The organism is Ruegeria sp. BA2, assembly GCF_056539605.1.
This window is the reverse complement of sequence record NZ_JBQFVE010000003.1, coordinates 346,777-370,591: the sequence shown is the minus strand read 5'-3', so window position 1 is coordinate 370,591 and position 23,815 is coordinate 346,777. Positions and strand designations below refer to the sequence as shown.

Sequence of the window (23,815 nt, the reverse complement as noted above, 5' to 3'; positions counted from 1 at the left end):
AAGTTTTGTGCATCAACATCCCGTTCACTCCGCTGCGACCTGTGCGCAACGATTGTCGCGCCACTTGCTGGCCTGTTTCAATTCTGCCCAACCAAAGGCATCTTCACCCGGTCCGTCCGAACGCAGTTTTTCCAACCGATCCAGCGCTTCTGCCAAACTGGGTTGATGCCCTTTCGGCACCCACCACATGACAAAATGCTGATCACCGAGAAGTTCAAACCACTCTTGGCGGCGTTCGTAGAACTGTTTGTGGATGGTCCCCCAAACAAACTTCTCAAGGCTGGCAACATCCTCCCAAACGGTCAGATTTGCGACGAACTGCGGGTCACCCCCAATGTTGTTTTCGGTATTGCCCGTTCCCGGCTCGCCTGAGCCTTCCATCATCCAGACAAAGCCCGGCATCCGCTTGCCCAGCCCGTTGACGCGATCAAGGTTGGCCATGAATTCAGCCACGCGCGGATCGTCGGTCGGTGCCAACAAACGACCGACATTCAGCTCGGCCAAGTGATATCCATCAGGCTGGATCAAAACGCAGCCACCAATGCGATAAGGCCAAGGATAAACATGCAGGCCCATCCGGCCACATACGCCACAGAACGGATCCCGCTATGCGGCTTGCCCATCCCACGCAGGTGAATCACCAGCATCACGATACGCGCCAACAGCGCGATCGATGCCAGCAGGTTAACCCAGAACGGGCTCGCCCCCAGCAGGATCGCCGCAACGGTCACAGTCAGGAATGCAGGCAGGGTTTCCGTCCCGTTCAGGTAAGCGCGGTTCAGGCGATAGGCTTTGTCCGAATAATCCTGATCCGGAGTGGCACCCGGTGCCAGCCCCTTGCCCGCCTTGGCCAGTGCCGAAAACGGCGACAGGAACAGGACGATCAGAGTGAAAATCACCAGCGACGCAATTGCGTGAGAATATTCGGCAAAGACTTCCATAAGGTTTACTCCGCTGCCATCGCACCCATACGGCCCGATTTCTGGGCCTTGATGCGGTCCTCGATCTCTTCCCTGAAGTTGCGGATCAGGCCCTGGATCGGCCAGGCTGCCGCATCGCCCAGCGCGCAGATAGTATGACCTTCGACCTGCTTGGTCACATCGAACAGCATGTCGATCTCTTCCAGCTCGGCCTCACCGCGCACTAGACGGTCCATCACGCGCATCATCCAGCCAGTGCCTTCACGGCAGGGCGTGCACTGACCGCAGCTTTCGTGTTTATAGAATTTCGACAGACGCCAGATCGCTTTGATGATGTCGGTGGACTTGTCCATCACGATAACGGCGGCAGTGCCCAAGCCCGAGCCCAGTTCACCACGCAGATAATCGAAATCCATGATCGCATCGCGCATGTTCTCACCGCGCACGCAAGGAACAGATGAGCCACCGGGGATCACGGCCAACAGATTGTCCCAACCGCCGCGAATACCGCCGCAATGGGTCTCAATCAGGTCTTCGAAGGAAATCGACATCGCCTCTTCGACGACGCAGGGGTTGTTTACATGGCCCGAGATCGCAAAGAGCTTGGTGCCTGCGTTGTTCTGACGGCCAAAACCGGCGAACCAGTCCGCGCCGCGACGCAGGATGGTAGGCACAACGGCGATGGATTCCACATTGTTCACCGTGGTCGGACAGCCATATAGCCCCGCCCCCGCCGGGAACGGAGGTTTCATCCGCGGCATACCCTTCTTGCCCTCAAGGCTTTCGATCAGGGCAGTTTCCTCACCGCAGATATAGGCACCAGCCCCATGATGCAGGAACAGGTCAAAATCCCAGCCCGAACCAGCGGCGTTCTTGCCCAGCAGACCCGCGTCATAAGCTTCGTCAATCGCGGCCTGCAGCGCCTCACGCTCGCGGATGTATTCACCGCGCAAGTAGATGTAGCAAGTATGCGCGTTCATTGCGAAAGACGCGATCAGGCAGCCTTCGATCAGCGTATGCGGATCATGACGCATGATTTCGCGATCTTTGCAGGTTCCGGGCTCGGATTCGTCAGCGTTCACCACCAGATAGGCGGGACGACCATCGCTTTCCTTCGGCATAAACGACCACTTCAGACCGGTCGGGAAGCCCGCACCACCACGTCCGCGAAGCCCTGAGTCTTTCATCGTCTGGATGATCCAGTCGCGGCCTTTCTCGATCAGGCCAGCGGTGCCGTCCCAATGCCCGCGGGCCTGCGCGCCTTTCAACGTGCGCTCATGCATCCCGTAGATGTTGGTAAAGATCCTGTCCTGATCCTTCAGCATCGCGTGTTACCTTTGGCTGTCCTGACGCATGCGCCAGAGTTGAAATATGTTGACGCCCGCATAAATGAATCCTGCCAAAGCGGCAAAATCAAACAGCAGCGCATAACGCCCCGGCAATCCGATTGCAGGGCCAATGAACAAGGTCATTCCAAGCCAAATCATCATCGTCACCGCAATGACGATGCCGATATGTCGGCCCTTGCGGGCTATGGCCAGTTCCTTGTCCGTATCCATCTTGTCCTGATGCCCTAGGCGGGCACTCGTTTAATCTTCGTAAGTGCCGTCTTCTTTGGCACGTTTAGCAAACTCGGTTTCTTCACCTGCAGCCAGTTTCGCGGCTTGTTCGATCCACCCGTCCCGCTTGATCCGGCCTTTGAACTTCAGCCGTGCATCCACCCAGGCCACCTGCTCGGGTGTCCATGCAGCGATCTGGTCATAGTGGTAAAAGCCCAGTTCGTTCAGAGTCTCTTCCAGCTTCGGACCTACGCCCTTCAGCATCTTCAGATCATCGGGCTTGCCATCGCGCGCACTGCTCAGCGTTTCCGGCTGATCCTCTTTTGCTGCTTTCGCTTCAGCGGCTTGTTTCACCGCAGGCTTCGCAGGGGCCGGCGCTTTAGGCGGCTTCGGCGCGGCCTTGGTCGCCGTTGCTTTTCCATCCTTGCCCAGCCACGGGGTCAGGATTGGTACCTCGGTCCCATTGATGCGCTTGACTGTATCGCCCAGATCGCTCGCAAGCTGAACACTTGCGTTATACTGCGTTCTGCCGCTGTCATACTCCGTCAGGCTGGTCAGCCCTTTCAGAGGTTCCGCCGCATATCGACCATTCTGCGGACCCGGAGTTGGCACTTTGCCCGACACCAGATCATCAAGAATTTTTCCAAAACTCTCAGTGGTCAGGTCTTCGTAGTAATCCTTGCCGATCTGAGCCATCGGCGCGTTGGTGCAGGACCCAAGGCATTCAACCTCTTCCCAGCTCAGCTTGCCATCCGCCGATAGCTCATGAGGTTTGGCTGCGATCTTTTCCTTGCAAACCGCAATCAGATCCTCGGCCCCGCAGAGCATGCAGGATGTCGTGCCGCAAACCTGGATATGCGCGACGGACCCGACGGGTTGGAGCTGGAACATAAAGTAGAACGAGGCCACCTCAAGCACGCGGATATAGGCCATGCCCAGCATATCGGCGACAGATTCGATCGCCGGACGGCTCAGCCACCCCTCTTGTTCCTGCGCGCGCCACAGCAGCGGGATCACCGCACTGGCCTGACGGCCTTCGGGGTATTTAGTCATCTGCGCTTCGGCCCATTGCTGGTTGGCAGCGGTGAAGGCAAAGCTTTCGGGTTGTTCAGGATGAAGACGGCGGAGCATTAGCGGTCAATCTCTCCAAATACGACATCCATGGTGCCGATAATGGCGGCGACGTCGGCCAACTGGTGGCCCTTGGCGACGTGGTCCATGGCTTGCAGGTGCAGAAAGCCTGGCGCGCGCAGTTTGGCGCGATAGGGTTTGTTGGTACCATCGGCGACCAGATAGACGCCGAACTCGCCCTTGGGGGCTTCGACGGCGGCGTAAACCTCGCCTGCTGGAACGTGGAAGCCTTCGGTGTACAGCTTGAAGTGATGGATCAGGCTTTCCATCGAGGTCTTCATGTCCGAGCGTTTCGGCGGGGTGATCTTGCCACGCGCCAGAACGTCACCAGGGCAGTCGCGGATTTTGGCGATGGCCTGACGGATGATCAGCAGCGACTGGCGCATCTCTTCCATACGGACGAGATAGCGGTCATAGCAGTCACCGTTCTTGCCGACGGGAATTTGGAACTCGAACTCGTCATAGCATTCATAGGGCTGTGCGCGGCGCAAGTCCCATGCGAGGCCCGATCCGCGCACCATCACGCCCGAGAAGCCGTATTTCTGAATGTCATCTTCGGTCACGACACCAATGTCGGCGTTACGCTGTTTGAAGATGCGGTTTTCGGTCAGCAGACCGTCAATATCATCGAGAACGGCGGGGAACTCATGGCTCCACGCCTCGATATCATCCAGCAATTCCGGCGGCAGATCCTGATGCACACCACCGGGGCGGAAATAAGCCGCGTGCAGGCGGGCGCCACAGGCACGCTCATAGAACACCATCAGCTTTTCGCGCTCTTCAAAACCCCACAGCGGCGGAGTCAGCGCACCCACATCCATGGCTTGTGTGGTCACGTTCAGCAGGTGGTTCAGGATGCGGCCGATTTCGGAATACAGCACCCGGATCAGCGAGCCGCGGCGTGGCACTTCTACACCAGTCAGCTTTTCGATGGCGAGGCACCAGGCGTGTTCCTGGTTCATCGGCGCCACATAATCCAGACGATCGAAATACGGCAGGTTCTGCAGATACGTCCGGCTTTCCATCAGCTTTTCGGTGCCACGGTGCAGCAGGCCGATATGCGGATCGCAACGCTCGACGATCTCACCGTCCAGCTCAAGCACAAGACGCAGAACTCCATGCGCCGCAGGGTGTTGCGGGCCGAAGTTAATGTTGAAGTTGCGGATCTTCTGTTCTCCGCTCAGCGCGTCCGTGCTGCCGTCATCGTATCTTGAGCCGTCCATCAACGCCCTCGTTTCTTCTTCGCTTCGGCCCGGACCCGGACCTTTTCCGCCTCAGCCGACTTGGCAGCGGCTCCGGCCAGCAGAACCCCAAGCGCCCCCAACGCAATCAGTTCCCCCAGACCCATCAGCGGCGCTCCATCTCTTGCAGTTTCATGGCCATAATCCAGATCAGGATCAGCGTTCCAATGGGGATGACGCAGGCGACAACCCAATATTTCTCGATCCCGAAATGCGGTAGCAGTTTCAGCATCGGGATGATCGTGGCGACCGTGACGGCAATCCAGATCAGGAACTCCATGACTTACGACTCCTGTTTTTCATCCCCCGGAAGAATGTAATTGGCACCTTCCCAAGGGGACATGAAATCAAACTGGCGGTATTCCTGTACAAGGCTGACGGGTTCATAGACCACACGCTTTTGCGCCTCGTCATAGCGGACCTCGGTATAGCCGGTGGTCGGGAAATCCTTGCGCAACGGATAGCCGCGGAACCCATAGTCGGTGAGGATGCGACGAAGGTCCGGGTGGCCTGAGAACAGGATGCCGAACATATCGAACACCTCACGCTCGAACCAGTTGGCCGAGGGGTGCACATCCACAATCGAAGGCACCATGTCATCCTCGCGGATCGAGACACGCAGGCGAATGCGCTGGTTCTGGTACATCGACAAGAAGTGATAGATCACGTCGAACCGCTTAGCCCGTTCGGGGTAATCGACGCCGGTGATGTCCACCAGGGTCGAGAACTGGCAGCTACGGTCGGCTTTCAGGAATTCGATGAATTCCACCAGATTCGAGGGAGCCACATCGACGTTCAGCTCACCATGAGTAACGTCCCAGGACAGAACGCAATCGGCCCGTTTCAGTTCCAGCTGCGCGCCGAGTTCTTTGAGTGCTTCGCTCATCTGCCCTCTCCCTTAGCGCACAATGGTGCCGGTACGGCGAATTTTGCGTTGCAACTGCATCAGTCCGTAAAGCAGCGCCTCGGCGGTCGGGGGGCAACCGGGGACATAGATATCCACCGGAACCACGCGGTCACAGCCGCGCACAACGGAATAGGAATAGTGATAATAACCGCCACCATTTGCGCAGGATCCCATCGAGATCACATAGCGCGGCTCGGGCATCTGGTCGTAGACCTTACGCAGCGCCGGGGCCATCTTGTTGGTCAACGTCCCGGCCACGATCATCACATCCGACTGACGCGGCGAGGCGCGCGGTGCGATGCCGAACCGTTCCGCGTCGTAACGTGGCATTGAGGTGTGCATCATCTCAACAGCGCAGCAGGCCAGACCAAAGGTCATCCAGTGCAAAGACCCGGTACGCGCCCAGTTGATAATGTCTTCGGTCGAAGTCAGCAGGAACCCCTTGTCCTGCAGTTCGGCATTCAGGGCCTGGGTGGCGACTTCTTTGTCGACGCCAGCGGTGTTTGCACCCGTCATCACTCCCATTCCAGGGCCCCTTTCTTCCATTCATAGGCAAAGCCAATGGTCAGCACGCCCAAGAACACCATCATCGACCAGAAGCCCACATCGCTGATATCCTTGAAGCCGACGGCCCACGGGAACAGGAAGGCAATCTCAAGATCGAAGATGATAAAGAGAATCGCGACCAGATAGAATCGAACATCGAACTTCATCCGCGCATCGTCGAAGGCGTTGAAGCCACATTCATATGCGCTGACCTTTTCGGGGTCGGGATTACGAACAGCCAGGACCACAGCAGCCAGAATCAGCACGATTCCAAGGCCTACGGCAACGGCCAGAAACACCAGAATCGGGAGGTACTCCCGCAGCAGGTCTTCCACGTATAGCTCCTTTCCTGCGCATGTCCCGGACGGGTGCGCCGTCAATTGGCGATTTGACTGGACATTCTCTATCCCTGTGGGGTCAGAGGGTCAACCAAGCAGAAACGCGCAGGCAGGCATAATTGTCATTCGCCAGCAGGCTATAGTTGGGAAGGTTGTTAGTTCGGCCCGAGTGGCTAAACCTGTTTATTCCATGCAGGTTTTCGTTTGTCGAAGAAGGCCGCGATTCCCTCTTGCGCCTCGTCGGTTTCCCAGCGCGCGACAAGCTGTTGAATGCTGTGATCAATCACAGCTTCGTCAACGCGCGGCCCAAGCGATTGGACTAGTTGCTTTGCAGACGAAACTGCACCCGGCGCGCAGGACAGATAAGGTTGAACTTCCGCCTCAACGGCTTCGGCCAGCGAGTCGGCCGGTACGGCGCGTGCCAGCAGGCCGAGTTCAACCGCCTCCGCCGCATCAAACAGGCGGGCGGACATAAAGACCCTCCGGGCACGAGCCTCGCCCATTCGCGCAATGACATAAGGGCCAATCGTGGCCGGGATCAGGCCCAGTCTGGTTTCGGTCAAACTCATCTTCAGGCTGTCGACGCCAATCGCGACATCACAGACCGCAGCCATCCCAACCCCGCCGCCGAACGCGTTTCCCTGCAACGCGCCGATCAAGGGTTTGGTCAAAGTGTTCAAGGAATTCAGCATTTCGGCCAGCTTGCGCGCTTCGATAAATCGTGTTTCCGGGTCAGCCGCCATCTGCGCCTGCATCCACCCCAGATCCCCACCGGCGCAAAAACTTTTCCCCGAGGCCGCCAGCGCAACGACCCGGACAGCATTATCGCTGGACAGTTGTGCGGCGGCCTGTGTCAGTTCAGCAATCATCAGTGCCGACAGCGCATTGTGCTTTTCCGGGCGATCCAGCATCAGCGTGGCCACGCCGCGTTCGTCAGTCTTCAGTGTAATCGTCTCGTACATTTCTTAGTCCGTCCGCATTGCCCGCGCCATGTCCGCCGCCTGTTCCAGAACGGTCGCATCCAGACCGGTCTCATATCCCAACCGCTCCAGATGCGCGGCCACGGCTTCGGTCGCAACATTACCCGCCGCGCCTGGCGCATAGGGGCACCCCCCCAAACCGCCAACTGCAGCATCAAACACCCGGACGCCCAGCGCCAGTGACGCATCTATGTTGTCGATCGCCCGCCCGTTGGTATCGTGGAAATGGCCTGCAAGCCGGGTCACGGGCACCCGCTCGCGCACCGCCAACAGCATATGCGCGATCTTGTCCGGCGTCCCCTGCCCAATGGTGTCGCCCAACGAAATCTCATAGCAGCCATGGGCAAACAACGCGTCCGCCACTTCGGCAACTTTTTCGGGAGGCGTCGGACCGTCATAGGGGCAGTCAGTTACGCAAGAGACATAGCCCCGGACGGGCAAATCAATATGGCGCGCCGCTTCAAGGATTGGCACGAAACGCTCGATCGACTCGGCGATGGTCGCGTTGATGTTGGCCTTCGAGAACCCTTCGGACGCAGATGCAAACACCGCGATCTCGTCAGCCTTGGCGACCAAAGCATCCTTATAGCCGCGCATGTTCGGTGTTAGCGCGGCGTAACGCACGCCGTCTGCGCGCCTGATCCCAGCCAGAACTTCACCGCTGCCCGCCATCTGTGGCACCCATTTCGGGGAGACAAAGCTGGCAATTTCAATCCGGTTGAACCCGGCGCGGCTGAGGCAATCGACCAAGGCCACCTTCTCGGCCACAGGGATTTCGCGCTTCTCGTTCTGCAGACCGTCCCGCGGCCCGACCTCGAATATTTCGACCCGTTCTTTCATCAGCGCATCCCTTCCCGGATTCTTCTTGTTTCAAATACGGATGACTGTGCCATGCAATGCGCGGCCCGAACAGGTTAATCCTCGGCCAGCCGAACCAGCGCCGCCCCGGCTTCGACCTGAGCGCCCGCATCCGCCAGCACTTCGGCCACTACGCCATCGCGGGCGGCCAGCAGCGAATGTTCCATCTTCATGGCTTCAAGAATGGCCAACCGGTCGCCTTCTTTCACCTCTTGTCCTGCCGAAGCAAAGACGGCCTTGACCAAACCGGGCATCGGCGCTTCGATCACATTGGTGTCCCCTGCTGCGCTGGCATCGCGATCCAACGGGTCAACGATTTGCAACACTTGCCCGTAGTCATCGAACACCGTGACCTGAGACCCTGTGATGGCGACGTTGGGCAGGGGCTTACCATCCAATGTCCAGCCATTGTGGCGTTGAGCGATCAGCCGATTGCCATCCACCTCCCAAACCTGCCGATCAGGCCCGTCGACCTGCACATCCAGATCAACAACCTCTCCGTCCCGCAGCAACTGCACTGCGCGGTGCAACGGGCTCCAAAGGGTAAAGCCGGTCTCCGCATCCGTATCTATCAGACCCAGCGCAGCCATCGCGGCGGCCACCGTCGCGGCGTCGTTCGCGCCAGTCTCCTGCACCAGTTCTTCAAGGTCTCGCCCGATCAGCCCGGTATCCACGTCGCCCGACGCAAACCCGGCATGGCGGGTCAGAGCACCAAGGAAAGCGAGGTTTGTGACCGTTCCGGCAACTTCGGTCTGGCGCAAGACACGATGCAGGCTTTCCAGCGCAATCGCGCGGGTCGGCCCATGTACGACAACCTTGGCAATCATCGGGTCATACCAAGGGCTGATCGTATCCCCTGCCCGCACACCACTGTCAGCCCTACACGCCGAGGGAAACTGCAGATGGGTCAGGGTTCCGGTCGCGGGCAAAAAGCCTTTGGGCACATCCTCGGCGTAAAGCCGCGCCTCGAACGCGTGCCCGCTGATCGACAAATCACTCTGCTGCTGAGGCAGGCTTTCGCCCGCAGCTACCCGCAGCTGCCATTCAACCAGATCAACACCGGTGATCGCTTCGGTCACAGGGTGTTCCACCTGCAGGCGCGTGTTCATCTCCATGAACCAGAACCGATCCGGCCGCAGCCCGTCCGAGGCATCGACGATAAACTCAACCGTCCCTGCGCCTTTGTAGCCGATCGCTTCAGCCGCACGAACACCTGCCTGCCCCATTGCCTCACGCATTTCAGCGGTCATTCCGGGGGCCGGAGCCTCTTCAATCACCTTCTGATGTCGCCGCTGCAACGAGCAATCGCGTTCAAACAGATGCACCGCATTGGTGCCATCACCGAACACTTGCACCTCGACATGGCGCGGCTTGGCGACGAATTTCTCAACCAGCACCGCGTCATTGCCAAATGCTGTCCTGGCCTCTCCGCGCGCACTGTCCAAAGCGGCCAGGAAATCCCCGGGCTTCTCAACCAGCCGCATGCCCTTACCGCCACCGCCCGCGACAGCCTTGATAAGAACGGGATAGCCAATGGTATCCGCCGCCTCGGCCAAATGTTCGGGATCTTGGTTTTCACCATGATACCCGGGCACAACGGGAACACCTGCCTGCTCCATCAAATCTTTGGCCGCGTCCTTAAGACCCATCTTGCGGATCGCATCCGCCGATGGCCCGATAAAGGTCAGGCCCGCAGTCTCAACCGCATCCACAAAGTCAGGGTTTTCGGACAAAAAACCATACCCCGGATGAATCGCCTGCGCGCCTGTGTCCAGCGCCGCCCGTATGATCACATCCCCCTTAAGGTAGCTCTCAGCCGGGGCGGCGCCGCCGATATGCACAGCTTCATCCGCGATCTGCACATGCTTGGCCGAGGCATCGACGTCCGAGTACACAGCCACGCAAGACACGCCCATCTTCTGCGCCGTTTCCATGACCCGGCAGGCAATCTCACCCCGGTTGGCAATCAGGATTTTGCTGAACATACCTATTTCCCTTCCCCTGCCAGATCCTCGACCAGACGAAACCGCTCGCACACCAGTTCCATCTCGGGATCAAAGCCGCCATTGCGCTCAAAGTAACGACGATGCGCCTCTCGCCACCCTTCGAGGCTGTCATTTTCACCTTCGGCCAGCGCAAATTCCTGGGATACATCGCAATAGCGCCGGATCGAGACATCCACGGTTTCGATCACCAGCGCGGGCTGATCATCCCAATCCAACGCAATGTCCCGTCGTCCCGGTTGCGGCATGTCCGGGCTGCCATCGGGATAATCCCTCAGAGCCCCACAGGTTGCAGTCTTGATGCCCTCCCGCACAAGCGCCAGCAACTCATCACACAACATCCGATTGTCGCCAAACTTGAACGTCTGCGCGTTGGGATAGCGGGTAATCAATTGTGTGAGAATTTCACTCATGAAGGCCCTCCAAGGGTTTGAACGCTTGTTTTGTGCAGAGACTTCGCTTCTGGCATGGGCAAGTCAGTCAATATCGCGCCATACGAAGGGACTTTTTTGCCCGTAAGGCAAGCACGATCTCGAATAACTGGCTCGCTAACGGCTAGAATCGTAGCCTCACCGAGATCTGTTTCGATACACTCGCCCTTTATTGGATCTCCAACAACTCTCGTAAGCCAAAGCACAGTACCTTTGCCAGGAATTGAAAACACATGCTGGACCATTCCAGAGAAAGCCATGTTCACATCCTGAACACGCCGAACCGTGTGTCCTCAATAGGTGCGTTCAGCGCAGCACTCAGCGACAAGGCCAGCACGTCGCGGCTTTTGCGCGGGTCGATGATGCCGTCGTCCCACAGCCGCGCCGAGGCATAGAGGGGGTGGGATTGCTCCTCGAACATCTCCAGCGTCGGGCGTTTGAAATCGGCCTCTTCCTCAGCCGACCACGTGCCGCCCTGCCGCTCGATCCCGTCGCGTTTGACCGTGGCCAGAACACCTGCCGCCTGTTCGCCGCCCATCACTGAAATCCGTGAGTTCGGCCAGGTCCACAGGAACCGCGGCTGATAGGCACGACCTGCCATACCGTAGTTTCCGGCCCCGAACGAACCGCCCACAAGCATTGTGATCTTTGGCACCGAAGTGGTCGCCACCGCCGTCACCATCTTAGCCCCGTGCCGCGCGATGCCCTCGTTTTCGTATTTCCGACCGACCATGAACCCGGTGATGTTCTGCAGAAACACCAGCGGCGTTTTGCGTTGCGAGCAGAGTTCGACAAAATGCGCGCCTTTTTGTGCCGCCTCGGAAAACAGCACGCCGTTATTGGCGATGATCCCCACCGGGCAGCCCTTGATATGGGCGAAACCTGTCACCAGTGTCTCGCCGAACCGGGGTTTGAACTCATCGAACCGAGAGCCATCGACCAGCCGCGCAATAACCTCGCGGATATCATAAGGCGTGCGCAGATCAGCAGGCACGACACCCAGAATCTCATCGGGGTCATATGCCGGGTCTTCGGTCGTCTCAAACTGTAGGCCGGGCTTCAGCCCGGCACCGCCCAACGACCCAACCGCCCGTCGCGCCAGAGCCAGCGCATGCGCGTCATCCTCGGCCAAGTAATCCGCCACGCCGGACAGGCGCGTATGGACATCTCCGCCTCCCAAATCTTCGGCCGTCACAACCTCTCCGGTCGCGGCCTTGACCAGAGGCGGTCCGGCCAGAAAGATTGTCCCCTGCTCTTTCACGATGATCGTCACATCCGACATCGCAGGCACATAGGCCCCACCCGCCGTGCACGAGCCCATCACAACGGCGATCTGAGCGATCCCCTTCGCGCTCATCCGCGCTTGGTTATAGAAGATGCGGCCAAAATGGTCGCGATCAGGGAAAACCTCATCCTGATTGGGCAGGTTCGCGCCGCCGCTATCGACCAGATAGATGCAGGGCAGATGATTTTCCTCGGCAATCTCCTGCGCGCGGAGGTGTTTTTTGACAGTCATCGGATAATAGGTGCCACCCTTCACGGTGGCATCGTTGCAGACCACCATGACCTCGCGCCCCTGTACCCGGCCAATGCCCGCGATGACCCCGGCGCAGGGCGCGGCATCGCCATACATCCCATGCGCCGCCGTCGCGCCGATTTCCAGAAACGGAGACCCCGGATCGAGCAGGTTCGCGACCCGCCGCCGCGGCAGCATCTTGCCACGGGATTCATGCCGAGCACGGGATTTCTCGCCACCGCCCATGCGCGCGGCTTCTGCGGCGGCAGAGATTTGAGACAGTGCGTCGAGATGCGCTTTGCGGTTTGCCTGCGCCGCTTCCGCGCCAGGGATATATCCGGATTTCAACTTACTCATTGTGTGCCCCCATAAGCGATGAGGTCCAAAGCCCGATCAGCTGTAACCCGCAAAAAACAATCTGCGCCATCTTCGTAATGGCCGGTCCCGGTCGTGAGATTTCCGCGTGACAAGCATTCGGCGTCGCGGAATTCGATCCAGGCGCGTTGTGCATCCCTCAGCGCTTCGGCAGCAACTGTTGGAATTTCAAACCCGGACAAATCGGTGATCAAGGATTGGTAAGCAGTATTCAGGACCGCGTCCCAGCCTTTCATTTCGGCATCTTTGCATTGCGCTACAATGATGCTGTCAAAGCTTCCGCTATCTTCGATGCATACATTCGAGAACTGCCTGAGACATGTCGCCCCCGCATGCCAGCCAGAGCCTGCTTCTTCTATGCAATCCCAGATTTCCGTTTCCGCTACAGGTTCTGGTGCCCAATCTGCCAAAGCATCTACTGGTATCAACAAACAAACAGCAAAAAGAATACGTTTCATTTGACTTCGCCCGTAGCCCGCGCCTTCAATTCTTTTCGGATCACCTTCCCCGTCACTGTCATCGGCAATTCCTCCAAAAACGCGACCTCACGCGGGTAGGAATACTGCGCCAGACGGTTTTTGACCCAATCCTGCAGCTCGGATTCCGTCGCCGCAGCCTCCGGCTTCAAAACCACATAGGCCTTCACAATCTCGGTCCGCAGCGGGTCGGGCTTGCCGACCACACCCGCCGTCGCCACCGCCGGATGGGTCAGCAGGCAGTCTTCGATCTCGGCGGGACCGATACGGTACCCGGCTGAGGTGATCACGTCGTCATCCCGCCCGACAAAGCGCAGATAGTCGCCCTCCCAAATGCCGCGATCTCCGGTGACCAACCAGTCGCCCCGGAACTTCTCGGCCGTCGCCTCGGGCCGGTTCCAGTATTCCAGCAACATGGAGGCCGAACCGCGGCGAATGGCGACATCGCCCTCCTCGGCCGTTGGCACACCGTCCTCGTCGATCACCGCGACCTCATGTCCCGGCACCGGTTTACCGATACATCCGGGCTGCACCGGGAAATCCTCGGCACAGGACGAGACGACCATGTTGCACTCAGTCTGGCCGTAAAACTCATTGATCGTCAATCCAAACGCCTGCTGCCCCCAGGCCAGCATCTCAGCCCCCAGCGGCTCCCCTCCCGAGGCCACCGAGCGCAGCCCAGGGATCGAGCGATCTGCGGCCTTCAACATCCGCAGTGCGGTGGGCGGAAAAAACACGTTGCGCACGCACGCGCGGGCAATCACATCTGCGCAAGCCTCTGGCGAAAATTTCTCAAGCCGCGCGGCTACGACAGGGATGCCCAGCGCCAGCCCAGGCATCAGCACATCGAACAATCCGCCGATCCACGCCCAGTCGGCGGGTGTCCACAAGCAATCGCCCGCGCGCAAATGATTGTGGCTGATCGAGACGCCGGGCAGATGGCCTGTCAGCACCCGATGCCCATGCAATGCGCCCTTGGGACTGCCTGTGGTGCCAGATGTATAGATCAGAACCGCCGGATCCTCGAGGCCAGTGTCGGCATAAGGCACGGGGCCGCCACTTTGACCGATCTCATCAACCAAAAGCGGCTGGGCCAGATCGCCGAGCAATGCGGCACCCTCCGCATCCGTCAAGACGATCTGCGCACCTGCATCACCGACCCGCGATGCAAGCGCGTCGTGCTTGAACAACTTGAACAGAGGCACCGAGATTGCACCGATCTTCCAGATCGCCAGATGCGCGGCAGCGCACCAGGGAGATTGGCTGAGCAAGACACCAACACGGTCACCGGGATGGACGCGCTCGATCAGCGAACCCGCGATACCGTCAACCATTTGCTCCAGATCACCAAACATGATTTTGCGCACCTCGCCCTGGGTCAGATCGAGCAATGCAACCTGTTCGGATGGGTGCGACAGACACTGACGTGCCATGTTCAGACGATCAGGGATTGCCCAGCTTTGATCCCCGCGCAAACCCGGTATGACCTCAGCAGGACACATGCTGTATTCCCCTTATTTTATTGGTGATTGCGGCGCGGCCGCCCAATCCCATGGCCACTGGTTTTTGATACAGATCAGAGCGTTTCTGCACCGCGGCATCCAAAACATCTGCATCACCGCAAGCAAAGGCATGACAATGACAAATAAACTCGCCGCTTTGACCCTCTCCGCCGCACTCATCGCGCTGGCCGCACCCGCATTCGCCCAGTCTCAGGGCGATTGGACGGTTGGTGTCGGTGTCGGCTATCTGGACCCCAAGTCCGACAATGGCACGCTCGCCGGGTTTGACGCCGAGATTGACTCGGACACCCGCCCGATCTTCACCGTCGAATATTTCATTCAAGACAACCTCGGGATCGAGCTGCTGGCCTCGACCCCCTACAAGCATGACGTCACGCTGGGTGGCAGCGTTGACGCGGGTAGCGTCAAACATCTGCCGCCCACCCTGTCGCTGAACTATCACTTCCCGACCAACAGCGCATGGAAGCCCTATGTCGGAGCTGGTCTGAACTACACCATCTTCTTCGAAGAAGACTCTCCGCTGGGTGATCTGGACCTGGACAACTCCTTCGGCGTTTCGCTGCAAGCTGGTGTGGATTACATGGTCACCGATAACGGCGCCGTGCGTCTGAACGTGCGCTGGTTCGACATCGACTCGGACGTCAAACTGAACGGCGCCGATATTGGCACTGCCGAGATTGACCCGTTCCTGGTTGGACTGTCTTACGTTCATCGGTTCTGATCCATTTTCAGAAGCCCCGTGGTTCACTGAACTGCGGGGTATTCAGTCACAGCATTTCATGCATCATTTCGCGGCCGATCAGCATGCGGCGGATTTCGCTGGTGCCCGCACCGATCTCCATCAGCTTTGCATCGCGGAAAATCCGGCTGACGGGTGCATCTGCCAAGAACCCGGCCCCGCCCAGCGCCTGAACGGCCTGATGGGCCTGCACCATTGCTTGCTCTGATGCGTACAGACAGCAGGCTGCCGCATCCTGCCGGGTCACATCGCCTCGGTCACAGGCCTTGGCAACCTCATAGACGTAGGCCCGGGCCGAGTTCATCGCAGTGTACATATCTGCAATCTTGCCCTGCATGAGTTGGAAGCTGCCAATGGGTTTACCAAACTGCTTACGCTCGGCCAGATACGGCATCACCTCATCCAAACAGGCTGCCATGATTCCGGTCCCGATCCCGGCCAAAACGACACGCTCGTAATCCAGACCGGACATAAGGACAGCAACGCCCTTACCTTCCTCGCCCAGCACATTTTCGAACGGCACTTCGACGTCTTCAAAGATCAGTTCAGCCGTATTCGAGCCCCGCATCCCGAGCTTGTCGAAATGGGGCGAGGTCGAGAAGCCCTTCATCTCTTTCTCGATCAGAAACGCAGTAATCCCCTTTGACCCCGCATCCGGGTCCGTCTTGGCATAAACAACCAAAGTATCCGCGTCCGGCCCGTTGGTGATCCAGTATTTGTTACCATTCAGGCGGTAGTGATCGTTCCGCTTCTCGGCCCGCAGCTTCATCGACACAACGTCAGATCCCGCGGAGGGCTCGGACATCGCCAGAGCACCCACATGATCGCCCGAGATCAGACGCGGCAGATACTTTTGCTTCTGGTCTTCCGAACCGTTCAGCTTGATCTGGTTCACACACAGGTTCGAATGTGCCCCGTAAGACAACGATACCGAGGCCGAGGCCCGCGCCACTTCTTCCACCGCAATGGTATGAGCCAGATAGGACATACCCGCCCCACCATACTCTTCAGGCACGGTGACGCCCAGAAGTCCAAGCTCCCCCATCTCTTTCCACAGCTCATTCGGAAACGCATTGGACGCGTCAATCTCTGCCGCCATCGGTTTAACCCGCTCCTGCGCCCAGCGATGGACCATCTCACGCAGGGCATTCACGTCTTCGCCCAGATCGAATTGCATAGTGGCCATAAACATGCAGGGCTCCTCCGATTGCATTAATGAACAAGTGTTCAATAACCAGATACCAGCGAATCTGCCTCCGGTCAACGACGACGCGCAGACCAAAGCAAAACGCCGCCCCTCCAAAGGGGACGGCGTTCTTGAAACATCGAGCGTGTGCTGAAAGCGCACTCCGCTGGATTACGACTGATAAACCGCACCCACCTCGGCACGAATGATGCGTGCGATCTGAGCGCAATCCTCAAGCGAGAAGGTCAGCGGCACGCGGATATCCATGATCCCTGACAATATCCGGTCACTAGCAGGCATCGGATCGCTATCCGCATAACGCCAACTGTCATAGCGAGAGGTAAAACCCGTAGGCTCCGCACCGCCGAACCATTTTAACTCAACCCCGCGCACGGCGCAGCGCTTGATAACTTCGGCGATGCGCTTGGGCGTCCAGTCCAATAACAGGAACTGGATCGATGAACCGACATACGTCTCATCTTTCGGCCGCTCCACGATCGTCAAACCAGGCGTTTCCCGCAGACCGCGCTCGATCTCGCTATACCGCTCATTCCAGCGCTGCACCTGTCGGTCAAGATCACGCAGCTGCGGCCGCAGAATTGCTGCGCGCAGATTGTCCATACGTCCTGAAACATTGGGGGTGTTATATTTGATATGTTCAAACACTTCCGGTTCCGGCGCAGCCAGATGGCGTTCATAAAGCATATAGGACCCTGACAGCATCGTGGCCTTCGCCGCCAGTTCAGGGTCATCTGTGATTAGCAACCCGCCCTCGCCCGAGTTAACGTGTTTATACGTCTGGCACGAGTAACACCCGATGGCCCCCTGCCTCCCAGACAATTGTCCACGCCATGCAGCACCCATGGTATGGGCACAATCTTCGATCACAATCACCCCCGCCGCATCACACATCTGCATCAGGCGATCCATATCGCACAGATGCCCACGCATATGGCTGAGCATCAGCACCTTGGCCTGGTCCAGCTTGGCCTCAAGATCATCGAGATCTATGGTCAGCGCTTCGGTTACGCCAACAAAGATTGGCCTTGCGCCAACCGACGCAATTGATCCAGGCACTGGTGCCAAAGTGAAAGCATTGGTCAAAACCGGATCACCCGCTTTCACGCCAACAGCCCGCAAAGCTGTGGCCAGAGCATACCCTCCTGATGAGACCGCCAGACAGTACTTCGCCCCCATCTGGCTGGCGAACTCTTGTTCCAGAAGTGCGGTTTCACTCAACTCGCCGGGTGCCACGTTGTAACGATGTAAGCGGCCATGGCGCATGACGGCCACGGCCGCCTCAATCGCCTCTTCGGGGATGGGTTCCTGCTGGGTGAAATTGCCAGTGAATATCTCGGTCATAGGTCTGTTTTGATGCTGAGTCTCAAGCGGGTCAAGGGATCACGCTGCTGCTCCGATCAAATCGGAGACCAGTTTCGGTAAATCATCAAAATGATGCAACAAGGCTTCAGGCTCCAGCGCAGCCATATCATCGCCTGACGGGCCAAACGTCACCAACACCGACGGCACGCCCGCAGCCCGGGCCGTGTTCCGGTCGGTATCCGAATCTCCAATCAGCACGCAGTGATCAGGGTGCCCACCAGCGCGACGCGCCGCTTCGCGCAAAGGCGCGGGATCGGGTTTGCGCACCGGCAACGTATCGGCCCCGACCAAAGATGCGAACCGGTCCCGCACGCCCATCCGGGTCAAAAGCAAATCTGCCAACCCTTCGGGTTTGTTGGTACAGATGCCCACTCCATAGCCCGCAGTTGTTAACACTTCGACGGCTTCGAGTGCGCCGGGATAGAAGTAGGTATGCGTGTCGATCGCCTCGGCATAGGCCTCAAGCAGAACCGGATAATATGCCAATACCGTATCGTCGCGATAGGCCCCGACGCGCTTCAAACCATGGGTCAGCATCATACGCCCTCCGCGTAGTGCAACACCGGCATCTTGATCATGAACCAACACATCCCCATGGCCCATCTGGCGAAAACAATGGTTTGCCGCAGCCAGCAAATCGCCGGATGTATCCGCCAAAGTTCCATCCAGATCGAAGATTACCGTACGCATGCTCACCTCCTGAACCGGCGGGATTCCGCCATGTCGTGTTGCAAACGGCAATCTTCTTTGATGGCTGAACCGCTTGCGCCTTTGCCCACAGCGGATAAAACGGGCCGCGACAAAACAAAAGAGAAAACGATTTCATGAGCACTGCCCTTGTCATTCTTGCCGCCGGAAAAGGCACAAGGATGAACTCTGATATTCCCAAAGTTCTGCACCCGATTGCGCAGGCACCGATGTTGGTCCACGCCATGCGCGCCGGAGCGGTCCTGTCACCCGAGCGCACCGTTATCGTCACCGGCCACGGCGCCGAAGCGGTCGGACGCGTGGCAGAAGCCGAAGATGAAAATGCCAGCATTGCGGTGCAAGAGGAACAGCTGGGCACGGCCCACGCGGTCGCGCAGGCGCGCGCAGCGTTGGAGGGGTTCGAAGGTGATGTGGTCGTCTTGTATGGTGACACGCCGTTTTTGCAGCCCGATACGCTGGAGCGGATGATCAATGCGCGGGCCGAAAATGATCTGGTCATTCTTGGCTTCGAAGCCGCTGATCCAGCACGTTACGGGCGCTTGGTCATGAACGGTGACGCCTTGGAACGGATTGTCGAGTTCAAGGATTCATCAGATGAAGAGCGCGCCATAACATTTTGTAATTCAGGTCTTTTGGCATGCGACGCTGAAACTCTGTTCTCGCTGATTGATGCGGTAGATAACGACAACGCATCCGGTGAATACTACCTGACCGATGTCGTCGAGATCGCGCGCAACCGAGGACTAAACGTCACCGCAGTGGCTTGCGACGAGGCACAGACCTTGGGCATCAATTCGCGCCCCGATTTGGCAGCGGCAGATGCGGTTTTTCAAGCACAGGCGCGGTCTGCTCTGCTGGAACTTGGAGTCACGCTGATGGCGCCCGATACCGTCTATCTGGCCGCCGATACAGTCATTGGCCGCGATACCGTGATCGAACCCAATGTTGTGTTTGGCCCCGATGTGACGGTCGAAAGCGGCGCGACAATCCGGGCTTTTTCACATCTCGAAGGATGCCATGTCAGCCGAGGTTCCGTGGTCGGCCCTTACGCCCGTCTACGCCCGGGGACCGAACTGGCGGAAAACGCAAAGATCGGCAATTTTGTCGAGATCAAAAACGCGGAAATCGCCGAGGGCGCAAAGGTGAATCACCTCAGCTATATCGGCGACGCCTCGGTTGGGGCGGCAACAAATATCGGCGCGGGAACCATCACCTGTAACTATGATGGCGTGATGAAGCACAAAACAACCATCGGGGAAAACGTGTTCATCGGGTCGAACACGATGCTGGTCGCCCCGGTTACCTTGGGTGATGGCGCAATGACCGCGACGGGCACCGTGGTGACCAAGGATGTTGAACCAGACGCATTGGCAGTTGCACGCGCCAAGCAGGAAAACAAGCCCGGCTACGCGCGCAAATTTTTTGAGATGTTGAAGGCGAAGAAGGCTCGCCGCGACAAAGGAGCCTGAGTTATGTGTGGAATTGTTGGAGTTCTGGGCAGCCACGAAGCAGCCCCTATTCTGGTCGAGGCCCTGAAACGCCTTGAATATCGCGGCTATGACAGCGCCGGTATCGCGACGGTGAACGAGGGCGCCTTGGGGCGTCGGCGGGCCGTTGGCAAACTGGTGAACCTAAGTGACCTTCTGGTGCACGAACCTTTACCGGGAAAATCCGGAATCGGTCATACCCGGTGGGCGACCCACGGTGCCCCTTCAGTAAACAACGCGCACCCGCACAAGGCTGGTCCGGTCGCCGTTGTGCACAATGGTATTGTCGAAAATTATCGCGAGCTGCGTGCCGAATTGGCCGTGCACGGTGTCGGCTTCGTCACGGATACCGACACCGAGACCGTAGCCCTGATGACGGAACAATATATGTCCGAAGGCCTGTCTCCGGTCGACGCCGCATTTAAAACCATCGACAGGCTCAAAGGCGCATTTGCGCTTGCCTTTCTGTTTGATGGGCAAGAAGACCTGATCGTCGCGGCGCGCAAGGGCTCTCCCTTGGCAATTGGTCACGGCGATGGTGAGATGTTTGTCGGCTCTGACGCGATCGCGTTGGCCCCGCTGACGGATCGCATCACGTATCTTGAAGAGGGCGATCGCGCGGTGCTGACCCGCACGTCGTTGGAAATCCGCACGGAAACCGGTGAGCTCGCCAATCGTGAGGTGCGACAGATCCAAATCGATCAGACGCGCGCTGACAAGGGTGGCCATAAACACTATATGGCCAAGGAAATCGCTGAACAGCCTGTCGTGGTCGCCGAGGCTATCCGCTCGTACCTGCCCACAGGTGGCGATCAGGTCGTGCTGCCCGGCGAAAATCTGGATTTCAGCAAACTCGACCGCTTGACCATGGTGGCATGCGGTACTGCATTCTACGCTTGTCTGACGGCGAAATACTGGTTCGAGCAGCTGGCAAAGATGCCGGTTGAGGTCGATATTGCAAGCGAATTCCGCTATCGCGAGCCTCCGATTTCGGACCGGACCCTGGCGCTGTTTGTCAGCCAATCGGGCGAAACTGCCGACACGCTGGCGGCGCTGCGCTATTGCGAAGGCAAGGCAGACAAGATTGTCTCGGTCGTGAATGTTGCGGAAAGCTCGATCGCGCGTGAAAGCGATGTGGCGCTGCCGATTCATGCGGGTGTTGAGATTGGCGTTGCCTCAACCAAAGCATTCACCTGCCAGCTCAGCGTGTTGCTGATGCTAGCCCTCAAAGCCGCCGCTGACCGGGGTACGCTGACCGATGAAGAGCTGGCCGATCACGCGGCGGCGCTACGTGGTTTGCCGACGGTGCTCAACGCAGCGCTGGATCAGAACGATGCCATCCGCCAATCAGCTCAACGCCTGTCTGAGGCACGCGATGTGCTGTTCCTGGGCCGTGGCCTTATGTACCCGCTGGCAATGGAAGGCGCGCTGAAGCTTAAGGAAATAAGCTATATCCACGCCGAAGGTTATGCGTCAGGAGAACTCAAGCACGGTCCCATCGCCTTGATCGACAAAAACATGCCGGTTGTCGTCATGGCCCCACGCGATGCGGTTTTTGATAAGACCGTCTCGAACATGCAGGAAGTGATGGCCCGCAAAGGCAAGGTCATTCTTGTTTCAGACGATGATGGTATCGCAGAGGCTGAAGATGGGGTGTGGAGCACCATCCGGATGCCGCATATCCACACCAGCCTCGCACCGATCCTATACTCGGTACCCGCGCAACTGCTGGCCTATCACACGGCTGTGGCCAAAGGCACCGATGTGGATCAGCCGCGTAATTTGGCGAAATCTGTGACGGTGGAATGATCCATGGCCAAGCAATTTCCTGACCTTGACGAAGCAAAGCGCACTTTCATCGAAGACCAGCACATGTTCTTTGTGGGAACCGCTGCACCGGATGGTCGAGTTAACATCTCGCCCAAAGGTATGGATTCACTGCGCGTTCTGGGGCCAAATCGGATCGTCTGGATGAACCTGACCGGCAGCGGCAATGAAACGGCAGGTCACTTGCTTGAGGTCAATCGCATGACATTGATGTGGTGTTCCTTCACAACGCGCCCATTGATTCTGCGCACGTATGGAACAACCCGCACAGTGCATAATGGCGACAAGGATTGGGAGGAATTAGCCGCGCTTTTCCCAACCCACCGCAGTGCGCGGCAGATCTATGATGTCGATATCGATCTGGTGCAGACCTCGTGCGGCTATGCCGTGCCCTTCATGGAATACCAGTCTGAACGAGACACGATGCAGAAATGGGTCGATGGCAAATCAGATGATGAAATCCGCGCCTATTGGTCTGAGAAGAACCAGAAAACGCTGGATGGCAAGCCAACCGGCGTGCCGAGCTGATCGTGTTGGACACCTATTTAGATCAGATCAAGGCGCATTCCGACCCCGAGAAGGCGGCTCAGATGGCGGCCTATCACAAGGTTGATCGCCCTTATCTGGGCGTTGCCAATCCAGTTCTGAATGATCTGAGCAAAGGTTGGCGGCAATCCCTGACGGTGCCTGAACGTGTTTCATTGGCCGAACATCTGTGGGACAGCAATATTCACGAGGCACGCGTGGCCGCTGGCAAGCTGCTGACACAAGCGCGTATCCGACCGGATGAGGGCGTTTGGGATCTGCTGCAAAGCTGGCTGCCAGATTTTGATGCTTGGGCGATTGCCGACCACGCTTGTACGGCGATGCAGAAAAGGCTGTTGGCGGACCCTTCTCGCCTGGATCTGGTCGAAAACTGGACAAGTTCTAACCATATGTGGACCCGCCGCGCCGCTCTGGTCGCCACCCTGCCCTGGACCAAACAGAACCATCCCAAGCCCGAGGATCTTCGGCACCGTGACCGTATACTGGGATGGGCGGCGGGCTATGTCCCGGATCGCGATTGGTTCATCCAGAAATCCATCGCCTGGTGGCTGCGCGAGTTGTCAAAACATGATCCGCAGCGCGTCGTCACGTTTCTTGATACGCACGGCACTGCCATGAAACCCTTTGCCCGTAAAGAAGCCGGCAAATACCTGCGCGCTCAGTCGGAATAAACGTCCAACTCGACCAGCTCATCAAACGGGACCAGCAAGGCGCGCATCGCCTCAAGCGACAGCCGACCGCCACCGCCTGCGGGGCCCGGTGCGGGAATAAGCGTGACATAAGCCTGTGCACCTGTGCGCCGTACGACCACGCGACCGTTGATTTCAGTCTCAACCAGGGGCGTTTGCAACCAACGCCCCGGCGTGTTGGGATCACCCAGCCCGGCAACGGTCGTTTTGGCACCCGACCACCCGGCTGATGCTGCAACCGGTTCGGGAACCTCTTCGGCAGGCACTGCGGCAACGGGTTCCGGTACGGGCTCGCTTGGCGAACTCCCAAACACACGATCCGTTGTAGACCGAACCGCATCACATCCGGCAACAAGCGCGCAGGCCAAAATCAACGCATATTTCATAGCAGAAATCCTAAAGGCCTGCGCCTATCTGCACCAGCCTAAAACGCAGTTGGCTCTTGC

At 58.3% G+C, this 23,815-nt stretch carries 27 protein-coding genes; 5 read left to right on the top strand and 22 right to left on the bottom strand.

The window, feature by feature from the left end; genetic code table 11:
- Positions 1 to 24: 24 nt before the first annotated feature.
- The 18 genes from ACR0NN_RS09330 to ACR0NN_RS09245 form a co-directional block, all read right to left on the bottom strand.
- A complete protein-coding gene (locus ACR0NN_RS09330) occupies positions 25 to 528 on the bottom strand; it encodes a DUF3291 domain-containing protein (protein ID WP_170720547.1) in 504 nt (167 codons plus the stop codon).
- Entirely contained in the window at positions 525 to 941 is a 417-nt protein-coding gene (locus ACR0NN_RS09325) for an MAPEG family protein (protein ID WP_170720549.1), read from the bottom strand. Before ACR0NN_RS09325 ends, ACR0NN_RS09330 begins: the two co-directional genes overlap by 4 nt.
- 5 nt (positions 942 to 946) lie before the next feature.
- A complete protein-coding gene (gene nuoF / locus ACR0NN_RS09320; RefSeq protein ID WP_170671812.1) occupies positions 947 to 2,245 on the bottom strand; it encodes an NADH-quinone oxidoreductase subunit NuoF in 1,299 nt (432 codons plus the stop codon).
- Positions 2,246 to 2,251: 6 nt separating this feature from the next.
- Entirely contained in the window at positions 2,252 to 2,479 is a 228-nt protein-coding gene (locus ACR0NN_RS09315) for a DUF5337 domain-containing protein (protein ID WP_170693940.1), read from the bottom strand.
- Positions 2,480 to 2,509: 30 nt separating this feature from the next.
- Entirely contained in the window at positions 2,510 to 3,610 is a 1,101-nt protein-coding gene (gene nuoE / locus ACR0NN_RS09310; RefSeq protein WP_170720552.1) for an NADH-quinone oxidoreductase subunit NuoE, read from the bottom strand.
- Positions 3,610 to 4,833 (bottom strand): NADH-quinone oxidoreductase subunit D, encoded by a 1,224-nt coding sequence (locus tag ACR0NN_RS09305; protein WP_170343780.1) that lies wholly within the window; start codon positions 4,831 to 4,833, stop codon positions 3,610 to 3,612. The genes nuoE and ACR0NN_RS09305 overlap by 1 nt, the downstream gene beginning before the upstream one ends.
- Positions 4,833 to 4,958, bottom strand: coding sequence for a hypothetical protein (locus ACR0NN_RS09300; protein ID WP_480684467.1), 126 nt, complete (start codon positions 4,956 to 4,958; stop codon positions 4,833 to 4,835). The genes ACR0NN_RS09305 and ACR0NN_RS09300 overlap by 1 nt, the downstream gene beginning before the upstream one ends.
- On the bottom strand, positions 4,958 to 5,131 hold the full coding sequence (locus tag ACR0NN_RS09295; RefSeq protein WP_170397057.1) for a hypothetical protein: 174 nt from the start codon (positions 5,129 to 5,131) through the stop codon (positions 4,958 to 4,960). The genes ACR0NN_RS09300 and ACR0NN_RS09295 overlap by 1 nt, the downstream gene beginning before the upstream one ends.
- Before the next feature lie 3 nt (positions 5,132 to 5,134).
- Entirely contained in the window at positions 5,135 to 5,737 is a 603-nt protein-coding gene (locus ACR0NN_RS09290) for an NADH-quinone oxidoreductase subunit C (RefSeq protein ID WP_170720555.1), read from the bottom strand.
- Between the two features lie 12 nt (positions 5,738 to 5,749).
- Positions 5,750 to 6,283, bottom strand: coding sequence for a NuoB/complex I 20 kDa subunit family protein (locus ACR0NN_RS09285; RefSeq protein WP_010442777.1), 534 nt, complete (start codon positions 6,281 to 6,283; stop codon positions 5,750 to 5,752).
- On the bottom strand, positions 6,274 to 6,639 hold the full coding sequence (locus ACR0NN_RS09280) for an NADH-quinone oxidoreductase subunit A (RefSeq protein ID WP_120635912.1): 366 nt from the start codon (positions 6,637 to 6,639) through the stop codon (positions 6,274 to 6,276). The genes ACR0NN_RS09285 and ACR0NN_RS09280 overlap by 10 nt, the downstream gene beginning before the upstream one ends.
- A 176-nt stretch (positions 6,640 to 6,815) precedes the next feature.
- Positions 6,816 to 7,604, bottom strand: a complete 789-nt coding sequence (locus ACR0NN_RS09275; RefSeq protein WP_170720559.1) for a crotonase/enoyl-CoA hydratase family protein — start codon at positions 7,602 to 7,604, stop codon at positions 6,816 to 6,818.
- Between the two features lie 3 nt (positions 7,605 to 7,607).
- On the bottom strand, positions 7,608 to 8,462 hold the full coding sequence (locus tag ACR0NN_RS09270) for a hydroxymethylglutaryl-CoA lyase (RefSeq protein ID WP_170720561.1): 855 nt from the start codon (positions 8,460 to 8,462) through the stop codon (positions 7,608 to 7,610).
- Between the two features lie 74 nt (positions 8,463 to 8,536).
- Positions 8,537 to 10,465, bottom strand: coding sequence for an acetyl-CoA carboxylase biotin carboxylase subunit (locus tag ACR0NN_RS09265; RefSeq protein WP_170720564.1), 1,929 nt, complete (start codon positions 10,463 to 10,465; stop codon positions 8,537 to 8,539).
- Positions 10,466 to 10,467: 2 nt separating this feature from the next.
- Positions 10,468 to 10,896, bottom strand: coding sequence for an ASCH domain-containing protein (locus tag ACR0NN_RS09260; RefSeq protein WP_170720569.1), 429 nt, complete (start codon positions 10,894 to 10,896; stop codon positions 10,468 to 10,470).
- Positions 10,897 to 11,176: 280 nt separating this feature from the next.
- Positions 11,177 to 12,787, bottom strand: coding sequence for a carboxyl transferase domain-containing protein (locus ACR0NN_RS09255; protein WP_170720575.1), 1,611 nt, complete (start codon positions 12,785 to 12,787; stop codon positions 11,177 to 11,179).
- Positions 12,784 to 13,263 (bottom strand): lysozyme inhibitor LprI family protein, encoded by a 480-nt coding sequence (locus ACR0NN_RS09250; RefSeq protein WP_170720577.1) that lies wholly within the window; start codon positions 13,261 to 13,263, stop codon positions 12,784 to 12,786. Before ACR0NN_RS09250 ends, ACR0NN_RS09255 begins: the two co-directional genes overlap by 4 nt.
- Complete coding sequence (locus ACR0NN_RS09245; protein ID WP_170720580.1) at positions 13,260 to 14,783, bottom strand: AMP-binding protein; 1,524 nt, start codon at positions 14,781 to 14,783, stop codon at positions 13,260 to 13,262. Before ACR0NN_RS09245 ends, ACR0NN_RS09250 begins: the two co-directional genes overlap by 4 nt.
- A gap of 136 nt (positions 14,784 to 14,919) precedes the next feature.
- Between ACR0NN_RS09245 and ACR0NN_RS09240 the strand changes: the two genes are divergently transcribed.
- Positions 14,920 to 15,525: an OmpW family outer membrane protein gene (locus ACR0NN_RS09240; protein WP_170720586.1), complete on the top strand. Its 606-nt coding sequence runs from the start codon at positions 14,920 to 14,922 to the stop codon at positions 15,523 to 15,525.
- Between the two features lie 46 nt (positions 15,526 to 15,571).
- On the opposite strand, the gene ACR0NN_RS09235 is transcribed toward ACR0NN_RS09240, so the two are convergent.
- The 3 genes from ACR0NN_RS09235 to ACR0NN_RS09225 all read right to left on the bottom strand — a co-directional run bounded on the left by ACR0NN_RS09235 (position 15,572) and on the right by ACR0NN_RS09225 (position 18,802).
- The gene (locus ACR0NN_RS09235) at positions 15,572 to 16,735 is read right to left on the bottom strand and encodes an isovaleryl-CoA dehydrogenase (RefSeq protein WP_170720589.1); all 1,164 of its coding nucleotides are present in this window, start codon (positions 16,733 to 16,735) and stop codon (positions 15,572 to 15,574) included.
- A gap of 165 nt (positions 16,736 to 16,900) precedes the next feature.
- Positions 16,901 to 18,091 (bottom strand): DegT/DnrJ/EryC1/StrS family aminotransferase, encoded by a 1,191-nt coding sequence (locus tag ACR0NN_RS09230; protein WP_170720597.1) that lies wholly within the window; start codon positions 18,089 to 18,091, stop codon positions 16,901 to 16,903.
- 39 nt (positions 18,092 to 18,130) lie between these two features.
- Complete coding sequence (locus tag ACR0NN_RS09225) at positions 18,131 to 18,802, bottom strand: HAD-IA family hydrolase (protein ID WP_480684461.1); 672 nt, start codon at positions 18,800 to 18,802, stop codon at positions 18,131 to 18,133.
- A gap of 134 nt (positions 18,803 to 18,936) precedes the next feature.
- On the opposite strand from ACR0NN_RS09225, the gene glmU reads away from it, so the two are divergent.
- From glmU to ACR0NN_RS09205, 4 genes are read left to right on the top strand one after another with little or no spacing between them, the layout of a single operon-like run.
- Entirely contained in the window at positions 18,937 to 20,289 is a 1,353-nt protein-coding gene (gene glmU, locus ACR0NN_RS09220; protein WP_170720601.1) for a bifunctional UDP-N-acetylglucosamine diphosphorylase/glucosamine-1-phosphate N-acetyltransferase GlmU, read from the top strand.
- Between the two features lie 3 nt (positions 20,290 to 20,292).
- Positions 20,293 to 22,116 carry a glutamine--fructose-6-phosphate transaminase (isomerizing) gene (gene glmS / locus ACR0NN_RS09215; protein ID WP_480684459.1) on the top strand — a complete coding sequence of 608 codons (1,824 nt, stop codon included), beginning with the start codon at positions 20,293 to 20,295 and terminating at the stop codon, positions 22,114 to 22,116.
- A gap of 3 nt (positions 22,117 to 22,119) precedes the next feature.
- Positions 22,120 to 22,662, top strand: coding sequence for a pyridoxamine 5'-phosphate oxidase family protein (locus tag ACR0NN_RS09210; RefSeq protein ID WP_170720605.1), 543 nt, complete (start codon positions 22,120 to 22,122; stop codon positions 22,660 to 22,662).
- 2 nt (positions 22,663 to 22,664) lie between these two features.
- Positions 22,665 to 23,351 (top strand): DNA alkylation repair protein, encoded by a 687-nt coding sequence (locus ACR0NN_RS09205; protein ID WP_170720607.1) that lies wholly within the window; start codon positions 22,665 to 22,667, stop codon positions 23,349 to 23,351.
- On the opposite strand, the gene ACR0NN_RS09200 is transcribed toward ACR0NN_RS09205, so the two are convergent.
- The gene (locus ACR0NN_RS09200) at positions 23,339 to 23,755 is read right to left on the bottom strand and encodes a hypothetical protein (RefSeq protein WP_170720610.1); all 417 of its coding nucleotides are present in this window, start codon (positions 23,753 to 23,755) and stop codon (positions 23,339 to 23,341) included. The two genes, ACR0NN_RS09205 and ACR0NN_RS09200, sit on opposite strands and share 13 nt — an antisense overlap.
- Positions 23,756 to 23,815: the final 60 nt, after the last annotated feature.

Coding starts and splice junctions, on each gene's coding strand:
- ACR0NN_RS09325 (WP_170720549.1), bottom strand. CDS start 941: ATGGAAGTCTTTGCCGAATATTCTCACGCAATTGCGTCGCTGGTGATT.
- nuoF (WP_170671812.1), bottom strand. CDS start 2,245: ATGCTGAAGGATCAGGACAGGATCTTTACCAACATCTACGGGATGCAT.
- ACR0NN_RS09315 (WP_170693940.1), bottom strand. CDS start 2,479: ATGGATACGGACAAGGAACTGGCCATAGCCCGCAAGGGCCGACATATC.
- nuoE (WP_170720552.1), bottom strand. CDS start 3,610: ATGCTCCGCCGTCTTCATCCTGAACAACCCGAAAGCTTTGCCTTCACC.
- ACR0NN_RS09305 (WP_170343780.1), bottom strand. CDS start 4,833: ATGGACGGCTCAAGATACGATGACGGCAGCACGGACGCGCTGAGCGGA.
- ACR0NN_RS09300 (WP_480684467.1), bottom strand. CDS start 4,958: ATGGGTCTGGGGGAACTGATTGCGTTGGGGGCGCTTGGGGTTCTGCTG.
- ACR0NN_RS09295 (WP_170397057.1), bottom strand. CDS start 5,131: ATGGAGTTCCTGATCTGGATTGCCGTCACGGTCGCCACGATCATCCCG.
- ACR0NN_RS09290 (WP_170720555.1), bottom strand. CDS start 5,737: ATGAGCGAAGCACTCAAAGAACTCGGCGCGCAGCTGGAACTGAAACGG.
- ACR0NN_RS09285 (WP_010442777.1), bottom strand. CDS start 6,283: ATGGGAGTGATGACGGGTGCAAACACCGCTGGCGTCGACAAAGAAGTC.
- ACR0NN_RS09275 (WP_170720559.1), bottom strand. CDS start 7,604: ATGTACGAGACGATTACACTGAAGACTGACGAACGCGGCGTGGCCACG.
- ACR0NN_RS09270 (WP_170720561.1), bottom strand. CDS start 8,462: ATGAAAGAACGGGTCGAAATATTCGAGGTCGGGCCGCGGGACGGTCTG.
- ACR0NN_RS09265 (WP_170720564.1), bottom strand. CDS start 10,465: ATGTTCAGCAAAATCCTGATTGCCAACCGGGGTGAGATTGCCTGCCGG.
- ACR0NN_RS09260 (WP_170720569.1), bottom strand. CDS start 10,896: ATGAGTGAAATTCTCACACAATTGATTACCCGCTATCCCAACGCGCAG.
- ACR0NN_RS09255 (WP_170720575.1), bottom strand. CDS start 12,787: ATGAGTAAGTTGAAATCCGGATATATCCCTGGCGCGGAAGCGGCGCAG.
- ACR0NN_RS09250 (WP_170720577.1), bottom strand. CDS start 13,263: ATGAAACGTATTCTTTTTGCTGTTTGTTTGTTGATACCAGTAGATGCT.
- ACR0NN_RS09245 (WP_170720580.1), bottom strand. CDS start 14,783: ATGTGTCCTGCTGAGGTCATACCGGGTTTGCGCGGGGATCAAAGCTGG.
- ACR0NN_RS09240 (WP_170720586.1), top strand. CDS start 14,920: ATGACAAATAAACTCGCCGCTTTGACCCTCTCCGCCGCACTCATCGCG.
- ACR0NN_RS09235 (WP_170720589.1), bottom strand. CDS start 16,735: ATGTTTATGGCCACTATGCAATTCGATCTGGGCGAAGACGTGAATGCC.
- ACR0NN_RS09230 (WP_170720597.1), bottom strand. CDS start 18,091: ATGACCGAGATATTCACTGGCAATTTCACCCAGCAGGAACCCATCCCC.
- ACR0NN_RS09225 (WP_480684461.1), bottom strand. CDS start 18,802: ATGCGTACGGTAATCTTCGATCTGGATGGAACTTTGGCGGATACATCC.
- glmU (WP_170720601.1), top strand. CDS start 18,937: ATGAGCACTGCCCTTGTCATTCTTGCCGCCGGAAAAGGCACAAGGATG.
- glmS (WP_480684459.1), top strand. CDS start 20,293: ATGTGTGGAATTGTTGGAGTTCTGGGCAGCCACGAAGCAGCCCCTATT.
- ACR0NN_RS09210 (WP_170720605.1), top strand. CDS start 22,120: ATGGCCAAGCAATTTCCTGACCTTGACGAAGCAAAGCGCACTTTCATC.
- ACR0NN_RS09200 (WP_170720610.1), bottom strand. CDS start 23,755: ATGAAATATGCGTTGATTTTGGCCTGCGCGCTTGTTGCCGGATGTGAT.